This is a genomic window from Streptomyces sp. NPDC003943, assembly GCF_053605265.1.
On the sequence record NZ_JBSGIW010000023.1, the window covers coordinates 44,679 to 57,472 of the forward strand.

The following is a 12,794-nucleotide window of genomic DNA, read 5'->3' on the forward strand; positions in this document are numbered from 1 at the left end:
GCGTGGCCCATAAAACTAGCAGTGGTAATTAACGGGCGGACGGCGAGGCGGAGGGTGGCGCGATGAATCTGGAGCTCAGTGCGGAGCAGGAGGCGGTCCGGCGGCTCGCCGAGGACTTCGTCGCCCGCGAGATCACCCCGCACGTCGTCGAGTGGGACCGCGCCGAGAACGTCGACCGGTCCCTCGTGAAGAAGCTCGGCGCCGTCGGCTTCCTCGGCCTCACCATCCCGGAGGAGTACGGCGGCTCGGGCGGCGACCACCTCTCGTACTGCCTCGTCACCGAGGAGCTCGGCCGTGGCGACTCCTCGGTCCGCGGCATCGTGTCCGTCTCCCTCGGCCTGGTCACCAAGACCATCGCCGCCTGGGGCAGCGAGGAGCAGAAGCGGGAGTGGCTGCCCCGGCTCACCGCCGGCGACGCCCTCGGCTGCTTCGGCCTCACCGAGCCGGGCACCGGCTCCGACGCCGGAAACCTCACCACCCGGGCGGTCCACGACCCCGCCACCGGCACGTACGTCGTCAACGGCGGCAAGATGTTCATCACCAACGGCACCTGGGCCGACGTGGTGCTGCTCTTCGCCCGCACCAACGACACCCCCGGCCACAAGGGCGTCTCCGCCTTCCTCGTCCCCACCGACACCCCGGGCCTCACCCGTCGCACCATCCACGGCAAGCTCGGCCTGCGCGGCCAGGCCACCGCCGAACTGGTCCTCCAGGACGTCCGCGTCCCCGAGAGCGCCTTGCTCGGCCCCGAGGGCAAGGGCTTCGCCGTCGCCATGTCCGCGCTCGCCAAGGGCCGGATGTCGGTCGCCGCCGGCTGCGTCGGCATCGCCCAGGCCGCCCTGGACGCGGCGGTGCGCTATGCCGGGGAGCGCGAGCAGTTCGGCAAGCCCATCGCCTCGTACCAGCTGGTCCAGGAGCTGATCAGCGACATCGCGGTCGACGTGGACGCGGCCCGGCTGCTCACCTGGCGGGTCGCCGATCTGGTCGACCGCGGCGAGGAGTTCGCCACGGCCGCGTCCAAGGCCAAGCTGTACGCCTCCGAGGCCGCCGTCCGCGCGGCCAACAACGCCCTCCAGGTCTTCGGCGGCTATGGCTACATCGACGAGTACCCGGTCGGCAAGCTGCTGCGGGACGCCCGCGTGATGACCCTCTACGAGGGCACCAGCCAGATCCAGAAGCTCATCATCGGGCGGGCGCTGACGGGTGTGTCGGCGTTCTGAGTAGCCGGCGGTGCGCGGCTGAGTAGCCGGGCGGATGCGGCCCCGGCCGCATCCGCCCGATGCTGTCCGTCATGAGCGAATATCCGGTCAAGCCGCAGATGAAGCAGCAGAACACCGCCGCCTACTACATGCAGGCCGTCATCTCCTTCGGGCTCGCCCTGCTGGCCGTGACCGTGGGGATCTACAAGCTGGAGGCCAGCGCCTGGGTCCGTGCCTTCCTCGCCGTCGCGGTCCTCTACCTCACCACGTCCGCGTTCACGCTCTCCAAGGTCGTCCGCGACCGCCAGGAGCAGCTCTGAGCCGCCGAACCCTAAGCGCTTGCTCAGCTTCGTTGTATGGTGTTCGTCCTTGGACGGCCCGAGAAGGAGTGTGCGATGAGCGCGGCGGAGGAGACGCCCGGCGGCGAGCCGGAGATGCCCTGGGGCGAGGTCACGCCCGAGGCCGCCCGGCGCCTGCTGGTCGCGGCCGTCGAGGCGTTCGCCGAGCGCGGCTACCACGCCACCACGACCCGGGACATCGCCGGCCGCGCCGGGATGAGCCCGGCCGCGCTCTACATCCACTACAAGACCAAGGAAGAGCTGCTCCACCGGATCAGCCGGATCGGCCACGACAAGGCCCTGGAGATCCTGCGGGACGCCGCCGACGCCCCGGGCACCGCCGCCGAGCGGCTCGCCGACGCCGTACGGTCCTTCGTCCGCTGGCACGCCGAGCGGCACACCACCGCCCGGGTCGTGCAGTACGAGCTCGACGCCCTCGGCCCCGAGCACCGCGCAGAGATCGTGGCGCTGCGCCGCGAGTCGGACGCCACGGTGCGGCGGATCATCGACGAGGGCGTGGCGAGCGGGGAGTTCGACGTCCCGGACGTGGCCGGCACCACCGTCGCCGTGCTCTCGCTCTGCATCGACGTCTCGCGCTGGTTCAACACGCAGGGCCGGCGCACCGCCGACGAGGTCGGCGCGCTCTACGCCGACCTCGTGCTGCGGATGGTGGGCGCTCAGAAGTAGTAGCGGGAGACCGACTCCGCGACGCACACCGGCTTGTCGCCGCCCTCGCGCTCCACGGTCACCGTCGCCGTCACCTGCACCCCGCCGCCGGCCTCCGTCACCTCGGTGAGCACGGCGGTGGCGCGCAGCCGGGAGCCCACCGGCACCGGGGCGGGGAAACGGACCTTGTTGGTGCCGTAGTTGAGGCCCATCTTCATGCCCTCGACACGCATGATCTGCGGCACCAGGGTGGGCAGGAGCGACAGGGTCAGATAGCCGTGGGCGATGGTCTTCCCGAACGGGCCGCTCGCGGCGCGCTCCGGGTCGACGTGGATCCACTGGTGGTCGCCGGTGGCGTCGGCGAACTGGTCGATCCGCTTCTGTTCGATCTCCAGCCAGTCGCTGTGTCCCAGTTGCTCGCCGACCCCGGCGCGCAGTTCCTCGGCGGAGGTGAAGATCCTCGGCTCGGCCATGTTCCGCTCCCTCTCACGTGATGCCTCTAAGCGACTGCTTAGCATGTTGTGGGGACGGGTGCACTCCTGTCAACGGACAGGACGCCCTCTAGGCTCGGACGAGTGCACCGGATACCGGAGAAGATCCACGAACTCACCGTCGGCCAGCTGTCCGCGCGCAGCGGGGCCGCCGTCTCGGCACTGCACTTCTACGAGACCAAGGGGCTGATCAGCAGCCGCCGCACCAGCGGCAACCAGCGCCGCTACAGCCGCGACACGCTGCGCCGGGTCGCCTTCATCCGCGCCGCCCAGCGCGTCGGCATCCCGCTCGCCACCGTCCGCGACGCACTCGCCCGGCTGCCCGAGGAACGCACCCCGACCCGCGAGGACTGGGCGCGGCTCTCCGGGGCGTGGCGGGCCGAGCTGGACGAGCGGATCAGGCAGCTCGGCCGGCTGCGCGACCATCTGACCGACTGCATCGGCTGCGGCTGCCTCTCCCTGGAGAACTGCGTGCTCTCCAACCCCGACGACGTGTTCGGCGAACGGATGAAGGGCTCCAGGCTGCTGCCCGAACGGAACGAGACGTAGAGAGCGGGGGCCCGCCACCCCCGTGGGCGGGCCCCCGCTCGGTCCCTGCGGCCGGTCGGCCCGCGTCACTCGTACTCGGTGCCGCCCTTGCGGGTCAGGTACGCCGGGCTGACCGCCTTCGCGATCGCCCGCCCGCCGACGACCGGGCTGTACCGCTCGGTCACCGGACGGATCACGACCCCCTCGCGCAGATGCAGCTCACGCCCGGACACCGTCTCCCGGCCGCTCGCCAGCGTCAGGACCGTGTCCAGGTCGTACGGGCCGGTGTACAGGCGCGGTACGAGCGGCAGTTCGCCCGGCTCCAGGACCCCGGCCGGATCCAGCCAGCGCACCTGCCCGTCGATCTCGGCGGCCACGTCGAAGACCGCGTACCCGACCTGGCCCTCCGCCCGGGCGTTCGCCCCGTACGGCAGGTCCTGCACCCCGTCCCCGTACACCTCGCCGAAGAGGCCGACGCGCGTCGCGCCGAGCCGCTCGGCGAGCCGGGCGGCGACGGCGGGCAGACCGTGGTCGCGGACGGCACGCCAGTACAGGTTGCGCGGATCCTCCGTCAGGGCGAGGCCCTTGGCGCCGAAGCCCTTCGACGAGACGAGCGTCCTCCGCTCGTCGGCGAGGTACGTCACGAGGCAGGCCGTGCCGTGCAGCTTCTCGGTCAGGACGACCGGCTCGCCGGGCGCGAAGACGTCCGGGAAACGGTGCAGGTTCTCGATCTCCACCCACGGCAGCAGCTCGGGCGCCGCCGCCACGTCCCCGCTCATCGTCGGCGGGACCGGCGGCGCCCACTTGTCGATGCCGAGCAGCTCCGCGAAGTCCGTCCCGTCCTGCGCCGCCTGCTTCAGGTCCACTCCGTCGAGCGCCTGCGGCCGGCACACGAGCCCCTGCGACAACTCCCCGCGCAGCCGCACCGCCTTGACCCGGTCGCCCGCCTTCCCGGCCAGCCGCCCGGTCAGCCCCAGCTCGTCGACGAGCGCGGCGGGCAGCACCGCCTGTTCCGGGATGTAGATCGCCACGTCACCGGTCCGGTACCGGCCCTTCGCGACGACCGCCCGGTAGAGGCCGACCTGCGCGAGTTCGAGCGCGTCGGCGTTGGGGTGGTCGTGGACGGTCAGGGTCTCGGCGGTGACGCGCAGCGTCGACATCTTCAGTGCTCCGGATGCTCGGTGGGTTTCGGTGACGTGGTCATCGCCGCCCACTCTGCCGGGCGTGCCCGCCGCCCCGCGACCGGATTTCCCGGCCGCCCCAGCGGTGACTCCGCCCCGAACCCCGGGCCCGCCCTCCCCCGTTGAGACGGGCCGGCGGCGTCACGCCACCGAAGCGAGCCTCGGCGCGCCCTCACCCCGCGTCCGGGCCAGCGCCCGGGGCGTCAGCACCGCCCGCGGTATCAGCACCCCGCACTCCGCGCACACCGGCCCGAACCACGGCTCGTCCCGCAGCTCGGCCCGCCACTCGATCCGCTGCCCGGCACACACCGGACAGTCCTCGCCCGGTCCCCGCTTCAGCGCGGCCACGAGGCGCCCCACCACCTCCGGCAGCGGCGCCGACGGGTGGTGCCCGGGATCGTCGCACCGGGCCACCCCGTTGCCGCCCCAGATCCGCCGATGCCACTCGTCCAGCGCACCCGGCCTGCGCAGCCCCCCGTGTTTCTCCCGCCGGCGCCGCTCCGCGAACTCCCGCTCGTACGCGAGCCACACCGCCCGCGCCGCCTCCAGCTCCTCCAGCGCCGCCACCAGCCGTCCCGGATCCGCCTCCCGGTCCTCCGGTCCGAACCCGTGCCGCCGGCACAGGTGGTCCCAGGTCGCCCGGTGACCGTAGGGCGCGAACCGCTCCAGGCACTTGCGCAGCGAATAGCGTCTGAGCGCCGTGTCGCTGCCTGGATCGCGCACCTGTCTCGCGAGACTCCGGAACCCGGCCATCGGACGCCACCTCCGTCGCTTGTCCTTCGGCGATATGAGATGGACGAACGAGCCGCGCTTCGTGTTCCATCGAACCGCACTTGGCGCACGTCCGGCCGAATCGCCGCAGGTGGGCGCGGCGGGCGCAGACGGGCGCGAGGGGCGCGGACCGCCGGGGCCGCGCGCCCTCCGTCAGCCGAAGCGGCCCGCCCGCGCCACCACGGCCGCCAGTTGCTCGTGACAGATGTCGCTGTGCTCCGACACCACCTCCGCCGCGTCCACGCTCACGCAGCCCGAGCCGGGCAGGCCGTCGCGCAGGGCCGAGGCGAGCGTGCGGACCGAGGTGCCCGGGACGGCCTGGATGCCGTCGAGGCCGACGGCCTGCCAGCGGGGGTCGTCCTCGCCGAGGAGCGAGTCGTCGTCGCGGGAGACGCGGGAGGCGAGCGGATAGAAGACCCGCAGGGCGGTGTCGTGCCGGGAGTGGCAGGCGACCAGCGGGCCGTCGACGCGGGACTGCGCGCCCGGCAGGGAGCCCGGGTGGTCCGGGGAGTGCGGGAGACGGGCGGCGAAGGCGTAGTGGGAGAAGGCGCCCTGGAGGAGCGTCACCGACTTCACGGTCCGGGTGCCGGCGGGCAGCGCGGGCAGCGCGTGGGCGACGAGCCGGGCGCCGAAGCTGTGGCCGACCAGATGGACGCGCAACGCCGGTGCCAGGTGGGCGAGTTCGCCGAGCAGGGGGCCGAGGCCGCGCTCGCCGACGACGCCCGCGCGGTGCTTCATCGTGAAGTACGTGGTCTGCCGCAGCGCCTCCTTGGCGCCCTTCCACAGCCGCTTCAGCGGATCGCCGCCGAACAGCGGCTCCCCGCCGGCCGTGCCCGCCGCCTCGTCGAGGGCGTCCGCGAACATCGCGTACACCCGCCGCGGGTCCGAGGCCAGGAACCCCGGCAGCTCCGTCGCGCCCGCGTCCCCGGCCGCCCCGGCCAACTCCCGCAGCAGGGCCGCGAACTCCTGGAACGCCGCCTCGTCCGCCGGTTCCGTCTCCGCGAGCACCGCGAGCCGGGCCACCACCGGCGTCCGCTCCGGGACCGCGGCGGCCACCGCCGGGTAGTCGGGGACCGGCTCGTCGCTGAACATCATCGACGGCCATATCAGCCCCGCGTAGCCGAGCCGCGCCGCCGGCCCCGCGACCCGCGGGAACGGCGCGAAGAAGCGGTCGAAGAGCCCGGTCGCGACGGACGGCGAGTTGTTCCAGCCGTGCGTGAAGACCACCAGGTCCGTGCACCCCTGCCGACCGAGCGCCGCGAGTGCGGCCGCCTGGCCCGCCGGGCCGTCACCGTCCTTGTCGAAGACGATCTCGCGGTACGGCTCGACACTCGTCACCGTCATGGCCCGTCCCTCCGCCTGCGCCGGGAGATGCGGATGGATTCTTCCCGCGCGGAGGGACGGGCAGTCGTCGCACCGCGGCCTCAGTGCCGCAGGCGTGCCGGTGATATCTCCGGGAAGTGCACGACCGCGTCGAACGCCGTGCCGAGCCGCACGTCCGCCACTTCGCCGGGCCAGGGATACGTGGTGCCGATCGACCGCGTCGGCCGCGCCACCTCCAGCCACTTCCGCGCCGCCGGTGTCGCCGTGCGCAGGTCGAGCAGGAACGGCCGGCCCGCGAACCGGTCCGCGACCCGGTCCAGGACATGGGCGTTGCTGTCCGGGCCGAGCGGTCCGACGGTGAAGACGCGCACCGGCTCCCCGGCCACCCGCGAGTCGTGCGCGTTGAACGAGCCGCGCCCGAAGCTCGCGCCGATCGTCACGTAGTCCCTGCCGAGCGCGTCGCGCATGAAGGAGCCCTGGGTGCGCGGGTACTGGTCCGGTTCGGTCGTCTCGTAGCCGACGTGCCCGTTGTGCGCGGACAGCACCATCCGGTCGCCGGTCTGCCGCTGCCACCACACGGTGTTCTCGGCCATGATCCGGTCGCGGTAGAGCATCGCCCCGGCCAGCCCCTGCTCGGTGCCGAAGTCGTAGGCGTACTCCGTGCCGACCTGGGCGACGGCCCGGGCGTCCTGCACCGCCCAGGCGTACGCCTCGCGCGCCCCGCGGTCCTGGCCGGCCGGCTTCTGCCGTTCGAGCAGGGCCAGGGCCTCGTTCACGTCGGCCGCCCGCGTCGTGCGCTCGGCGAGCGGCGCGCCGATGTGCTCGCTGATCCACTTGCCGACGTCGTCGCCGCTCGGCCGTGAGGACGCGTACAGCTCACGGAAGCGGGGCAGCAGCTCCGGCCGGTTCCGGGCGACGTAGTCGGTGACCCGGTCGAAGAGGTTCGGGCCCGCGTAGCCGAGGTCGTTGCCCATGAAGCGGACCGGGTGCTCGGGGTGGCGTATGTTGTGCTGCCGCATCCAGGTGAACAGGTCGAGGTACTCGTCGGTGTTCCAGAAGGCGTACGACTCCTGGAACTCGTCCCGCATGATCTTGCGGATGTCGCCCTTGCCGTCCCGCACGTAGGCGTCGACGAGCAGGCCCGTGCTCCAGGGGGCCTCCAGGGCGAAGGTGGTGAACCCCCGGTTCTCCACCAGCTCCTCGAAGATCCGGTGCTTGGCGCGGAAGAACTCGCCGGAGCTGTGCGTGGCCTCGCCGACGCCGACCACCTTCGCCGAGCCGACGATCCGATCCAGGGCGCGGAGATCGGTCAGCGGCCGGGCGGTCGTCGCGAGTTCACGGGCCGGATCGGGGGCCGGGGCCGGGGCCGGGCCGTCGGCGGGCGCGGGCGTGCGGGCCACGGCGGTGGCCGGGGCCGGCAGGCCCACGCACAGCGCGGCCAGGAGCGCCGCGACGGGGCGGCGGCGACGTCGTAAGCGGATGTCCATGCTCCCAGCCTCGCCCCGGCGGCCGGGCGGGACCATCCGGGATCCACCCGACATCACCCGGGGGTCAGCCCCCCCGTACCCCTAGGGTTCGACCCGGATCCGCCGGCCGTCCCCGCACGCAGACCGGCGGAGGCTAGTGGTACAGCAGGTACTCCTTCCGCACCGCCCGGAACGCCGCCAGGTCCGCCTCCCACGCGCCCACGACCTCGTCCACGCCCGCGCCCGCGTCGATCATCGTGCGCACCCGCGCCGACCCCGTCAGCTTGTCGATCCAGTTGTCCGGCCGCCACGCGAATCCGCTCCACACCCGCCGCGCGGTGACGAGCAGCGCGATGCCCGTCCGCACCGGGTCGAAGACCTCGCGGTCGTGCACCATCAGCTGCACGCCGCCCACCGTCCTCCCCTGGAACTTCGAGAAGGTCGGCGCGAAGTACGCCTCGCGCAGCCGCACCCCGGGCAGGCCGAGCGCGTTCGCCGCCGCCGCCCACCGGCCGTCGATCCCCTCCGCGCCGAGCAGCTCGAACGGGCGGGTGGTGCCGCGCCCCTCGGAGAGGTTGGTGCCCTCGAAGAGGCAGCTGCCGGAGTAGACGAGCGCGGTGTCGGGCGTCGGCATGTTGGGGCTCGGCGGGACCCACGGCAGCCCGGTCGCGTCGAAGAAGTCGGCGCGCCGCCAGCCGGTCACCGGCACCGTCTGCAGCTCCACCGGCTTCGCGAGGAACTCCCCGTTGAAGAGCCGCGCCAGCTCCGCGACCGTCATCCCGTGCGCCTGCGCGATCGGCTCGCGGCCCACGAAGGTCGCGTACGCCCGGTCGAGCACCGGCCCGAGCGCGGCCCGCCCGGTGACCGGGTTCGGCCGGTCGAGGACCACGAAGCGCTTCCCGGCGAGCGCGGCCGCGGCCATGCAGTCGTACAGCGTCCAGATGTACGTGTAGAAGCGTGCGCCCACGTCCTGGATGTCGAAGACGACCGTGTCGACGCCGGAGGCCGTGAAGACGTCCGCGAGCGGCTGACCGCTCTTCAGATACGTGTCGTAGACGGGCAGTCCGGTGGCCGGGTCGTCGTAGCGCCCCTCCGAGCCGCCCGCCTGCGCGGTGCCCCGGAAGCCGTGCTCCGGGCCGAAGACGGCGACCAGGTCCACCCGCTCGTCGGCGTGCATCACGTCCACGAGGTGCCGCGCCTCGGCCGTGATGCCGGTCGGGTTGGTGACGACGCCGACGCGTTCGCCGGCGAGCAGCGCGTATCCGTCGGCGGCGAGCCGGTCGAAGCCGGTACGGACCCGGCGGCCGGGGTCGCCGTCGTGCGCCCGGCCCGGCGGCGCGTCGGCGGCCGCGGGAGCGGCCGAGGCGGCCACCAGCGCACCGCCCGCGGCCAGCAGCCCCCGTCTGGACAGGGGGGACAGGTTCGACAAACTCACGAGGAGACCTCCTTGATCGCCTTCCCTGGCATGGCCACGCACGCTAGCGCCGGACCGCGCCGCGCGGAACGAGGCGTACCGGACGAGGTCTTCCCCGGCTCCATACCGACCGGTTAGTCTGCCCGGACTCGGATCGTCGCAACGGAGAGTGGGTCCCGATGAGTACGGTGCAGGGCGCGGGAGTCGTCGTCACGGGCGCGGCGGGCGGCATCGGCGCCGCCCTCGCCCGCCGCTTCGCGGCCGAGGGCGCCCGGGTCGTCGTCAACGACCTGGACCCCGGCCGCACCAAGGCCGTCGCCGAGGAGATCGGCGCCGTCGCCGTCCCCGGAGACGCGTCCGCCGTCCTCGACGAGGCCCGGGAGGCGCTCGGCGGCAGCGTGGACGTCTGGTGCGCCAACGCCGGACTCGCCTCGCCCGGCGACGCCTTCGCCGACGAGGAGGTGTGGGCCGCCGCCTGGGACGTCAACGTCATGGCCCACGTCCGGGCGGCCCGCGCGCTGCTGCCCGACTGGCTGGAGCGCGGCAGCGGCCGCTTCGTCTCCACCGTCTCGGCCGCCGGACTGCTCACCATGGTCGGCGCCGCCCCGTACAGCGTCTCCAAGCACGGCGCCTACGCCTTCGCCGAATGGCTCTCGCTCACCTACCGCCACCGCGGCCTCAAGGTGCACGCCATCTGCCCGCAGGGCGTCCGCACCGACATGCTCACGGCCGCCGGATCGGCCGGCGAACTCGTCCTCGCGCCCACCGCCATCGAGCCCGGGGCCGTCGCCGACGCCCTCTTCGACGCCATGGCCGCCGACCGCTTCCTCGTCCTGCCGCACCCCGAGGTCGCCGACTACTACCGCGCCCGGGCCACCGACCCCGAGCGGTGGCTGGGCAACATGAACCACATCCAGCAGAAGTGGGAAGAAGGGACGCGCGCATGACCCGAGAGGGATCCGCCGGTACGGAGGACGGTACGGGAAGCGGCACGGGAGACGGCACGGGCTCGATCTACGCGGCCCAGCCGTGGCTCGGGCGGCTCACCGCCGCCCAGCGGGCGCCCATCGACCCGCCGCCGACCGTCCTGCACGCCTTCCGGGCCGCCGCCGCCCGCACCCCCGACCACCCGGCGCTCGCCTACTTCGACGCCCGGATCTCCTACCGGGAGGCCGACGCCCTGTCCGACTCGGTCGCCGGACACCTCGCCGCCCGCGGCGTCGAGCGCGGCGACCGGGTCGCGGTCATGCTGCAGAACAGCCCGCACTTCGTGCTCGCCCTGCTCGGCGCCTGGAAGGCGGGCGCCGTCGTCGTCCCGCTCAACCCCATGTACAAGTCGGCCGAGGTCGGCCACGCGCTGCGCGACTCCGGCGCCCGGGCCGTCATCTGCTCCGACCGCGCCTGGGCCGGGCACGTCCGCGCCACCGCCGCCGGGGCCGGCGTCCCGGTCGCGCTCACCGCCGACGAGCGCCAGCTCCAGACCCGCGACGACCCGCGCGTCCTCGGCTTCGAGCCCGTGCCCGGCGACGTCGACGACCTCCTCGCCGTAGCCCGCGCCGGACACCCCGCCCCCGCCGGCCGCGAGCCCGCCACCGACGACATCGCGCTGATCAGCTACACCTCCGGCACCAGCGGCACCCCCAAGGGCGCCCTCAACCTCCACCGCGGCATCGTCCACAACGCCGAACGCCAGCGCACCGGCCACCCCGTGCCGCCCGGCGCCTGCTACTTCGTGCTCGCCCCGCTCTTCCACATCACCGGACTCGTCTGCGAACTCGGCGCCTGCTTCGCCAACGGCGGCACCCTCGCCCTCGCCTACCGCTTCGAGCCCGGAGTCGTCCTCGACGCCTTCCTGGAGCACCGGCCCGCCTACACCGTCGGCCCCTCCACCGCCTACATGGCGCTCGCCGCCCACCCCGCCGCCACGCCCGACCACTTCGCCTCCTTCCTGGTGATGTCGTCCGGCGGCGCGCCCGTGCCGCCCGCGCTCGTCGAGAAGTTCCGCGCCGGCTTCGGCCCGTACCTGCACAACGGCTACGGCCTCACCGAGTGCACCGCGCCCTGCGCCTCCGTGCCGCCCGAGCACGAGGCACCCGTCGACCCCGTCTCCGGCACCCTCTCCGTCGGCGTGCCGGGCCCCGACACCGTCGTCCGGATCCTCGACGAAACCGGCGCCGAGGTCCCGTTCGGCACGCACGGCGAGATCGCCGTCCGCGGGCCGCAGGTCGTCCCCGGCTACTGGGGGCTGCCCGAGGCCACGGCCGCCGCCTTCCCCGACGGCGAGCTGCGCACCGGCGACATCGGCTTCATGGACGAGGACGGCTGGCTGTACGTCGTCGACCGCAAGAAGGACATGATCAACGCGTCGGGCTTCAAGGTCTGGCCGCGCGAGGTCGAGGACGTCCTCTACACCCATCCCGCCGTCCGCGAGGCCGCCGTCGTCGGCGTCCCCGACGCCTACCGCGGCGAGACCGTCCGGGCGTACGTGAGCCTGCGCCCCGGCGCCGAGGCCGACCCCGCCGAACTGTCCGCGTACTGCGAGCGCCGGCTCGCCGCGTACAAGTACCCGCGCGAGGTCGAGATCCTGCCGGAGCTCCCGAAGACGACAAGTGGGAAGATCCTCAGGCGGGAACTGCGTTCCCGGGAATGACCGAAAAGCATCAGCAGCACGAACGAAAGGCGGAACGGCATGGCCAGGACGACGGCCGGGAGCCCGCTGCCCGTCCCCCAGAGGCTCCTTGCCGCCGCCACCCGGCTCTTCGCCGAGCGGGGCTACGACCGGACCTCCGTCCAGGAGATCGTGGAGGCGGCGGGCGTCACCAAGGGCGCCCTCTACCACTACTTCGGCTCCAAGGAGGACCTGCTCCAGGAGGTCTACGCGCGCGTGCTGCGGCTCCAGCAGGAGCGGCTCGACGCCTTCGCGCAGGCCGACGCGCCGGTGGAGCGGCGGCTGCGGGACGCGGCCGCCGACGTGGTCGTCACCACCATCGAGAACCTCGACGACGCGGCGATCTTCTTCCGCTCCATGCACCACCTCAGCCCGGAGAAGAACAAGCAGGTACGGGCCGAGCGGCGGCGCTACCACGAGCGCTTCCGCGCCCTGATCGAGGAGGGGCAGCGGGCCGGCGTCTTCTCCGACGCCACCCCCGCCGACCTGGTGGTCGACTACCACTTCGGCTCGGTCCACCACCTGTCCACCTGGTACCGCCCCGACGGCCCGCTCACCCCGCAGGAGGTCGCCGACCACCTGGCCGACCTGCTGCTGCGCGCCCTGCGGCCGTAGCGCCTGCGCCTTCAGGGGCAGCGGGGGCTCGCCCGTACGGCGGAGGCGGAGGGGACCGCAGGGGGACGGCGGGGCTCGGGGCGGCGGCGAGGATCGACGTGTCGATCAGCCCCCGCCCCGAACGGAGCCCCGCC

Annotated in this window: 12 protein-coding genes and 1 pseudogene; 7 read left to right on the forward strand and 6 right to left on the reverse strand. The window is 73.5% G+C overall.

All coding sequences use genetic code 11. The annotated features are described in order from the left end of the window. The first annotated feature begins 62 nt into the window (after positions 1–62). From ACWEV0_RS12760 to ACWEV0_RS12770, 3 genes and pseudogenes are all read left to right on the forward strand, one after another. Positions 63–1,220 (forward strand): acyl-CoA dehydrogenase family protein, encoded by a 1,158-nt coding sequence (locus tag ACWEV0_RS12760; protein ID WP_453149015.1) that lies wholly within the window; start codon positions 63–65, stop codon positions 1,218–1,220. A 71-nt stretch (positions 1,221–1,291) separates the two neighbouring features. Further along, positions 1,292–1,510 (forward strand): annotated as a pseudogene (locus ACWEV0_RS12765) (YiaA/YiaB family inner membrane protein); the annotation flags it as partial. 84 nt (positions 1,511–1,594) lie between these two features. Continuing rightward, entirely contained in the window at positions 1,595–2,224 is a 630-nt protein-coding gene (locus ACWEV0_RS12770; protein WP_453149017.1) for a TetR/AcrR family transcriptional regulator, read from the forward strand. On the opposite strand, the gene ACWEV0_RS12775 is transcribed toward ACWEV0_RS12770, so the two are convergent. Beyond that, the gene (locus ACWEV0_RS12775; protein WP_403797248.1) at positions 2,215–2,676 is read right to left on the reverse strand and encodes a MaoC family dehydratase; all 462 of its coding nucleotides are present in this window, start codon (positions 2,674–2,676) and stop codon (positions 2,215–2,217) included. The two genes, ACWEV0_RS12770 and ACWEV0_RS12775, sit on opposite strands and share 10 nt — an antisense overlap. A 102-nt stretch (positions 2,677–2,778) precedes the next feature. On the opposite strand from ACWEV0_RS12775, the gene soxR reads away from it, so the two are divergent. Then, positions 2,779–3,243, forward strand: coding sequence for a redox-sensitive transcriptional activator SoxR (soxR, locus tag ACWEV0_RS12780; protein ID WP_453149019.1), 465 nt, complete (start codon positions 2,779–2,781; stop codon positions 3,241–3,243). A gap of 65 nt (positions 3,244–3,308) precedes the next feature. Here soxR and ACWEV0_RS12785 read toward each other — a convergent pair whose 3' ends face one another. From ACWEV0_RS12785 to ACWEV0_RS12805, 5 genes are all read right to left on the reverse strand, one after another. Further along, complete coding sequence (locus ACWEV0_RS12785) at positions 3,309–4,382, reverse strand: RNA ligase (ATP) (RefSeq protein ID WP_453149021.1); 1,074 nt, start codon at positions 4,380–4,382, stop codon at positions 3,309–3,311. Positions 4,383–4,544: 162 nt separating this feature from the next. After that, a complete protein-coding gene (locus ACWEV0_RS12790) occupies positions 4,545–5,156 on the reverse strand; it encodes a hypothetical protein (protein ID WP_453149023.1) in 612 nt (203 codons plus the stop codon). A 171-nt stretch (positions 5,157–5,327) separates the two neighbouring features. Beyond that, on the reverse strand, positions 5,328–6,518 hold the full coding sequence (locus tag ACWEV0_RS12795) for a serine-threonine protein kinase (protein WP_453149025.1): 1,191 nt from the start codon (positions 6,516–6,518) through the stop codon (positions 5,328–5,330). 80 nt (positions 6,519–6,598) lie between these two features. Then, entirely contained in the window at positions 6,599–7,984 is a 1,386-nt protein-coding gene (locus tag ACWEV0_RS12800) for an erythromycin esterase family protein (protein WP_453149027.1), read from the reverse strand. Positions 7,985–8,117: 133 nt separating this feature from the next. Next, the gene (locus tag ACWEV0_RS12805; protein ID WP_453149028.1) at positions 8,118–9,398 is read right to left on the reverse strand and encodes an exo-beta-N-acetylmuramidase NamZ family protein; all 1,281 of its coding nucleotides are present in this window, start codon (positions 9,396–9,398) and stop codon (positions 8,118–8,120) included. A 158-nt stretch (positions 9,399–9,556) separates the two neighbouring features. Here ACWEV0_RS12805 and ACWEV0_RS12810 point away from each other — a divergent pair, with 158 nt between their 5' ends. Genes ACWEV0_RS12810 through ACWEV0_RS12820 form a run of 3 tightly spaced genes read left to right on the forward strand, consistent with a single transcriptional unit; the run spans position 9,557 to position 12,660 of the window. Continuing rightward, positions 9,557–10,324 (forward strand): SDR family oxidoreductase, encoded by a 768-nt coding sequence (locus ACWEV0_RS12810; protein ID WP_453149030.1) that lies wholly within the window; start codon positions 9,557–9,559, stop codon positions 10,322–10,324. Further along, positions 10,321–12,027 carry an AMP-binding protein gene (locus ACWEV0_RS12815; RefSeq protein ID WP_453149032.1) on the forward strand — a complete coding sequence of 569 codons (1,707 nt, stop codon included), beginning with the start codon at positions 10,321–10,323 and terminating at the stop codon, positions 12,025–12,027. The genes ACWEV0_RS12810 and ACWEV0_RS12815 overlap by 4 nt, the downstream gene beginning before the upstream one ends. Positions 12,028–12,066: 39 nt before the next feature. Then, positions 12,067–12,660: a TetR/AcrR family transcriptional regulator gene (locus tag ACWEV0_RS12820; RefSeq protein ID WP_453149034.1), complete on the forward strand. Its 594-nt coding sequence runs from the start codon at positions 12,067–12,069 to the stop codon at positions 12,658–12,660. The last annotated feature ends 134 nt before the right edge of the window (positions 12,661–12,794 follow it).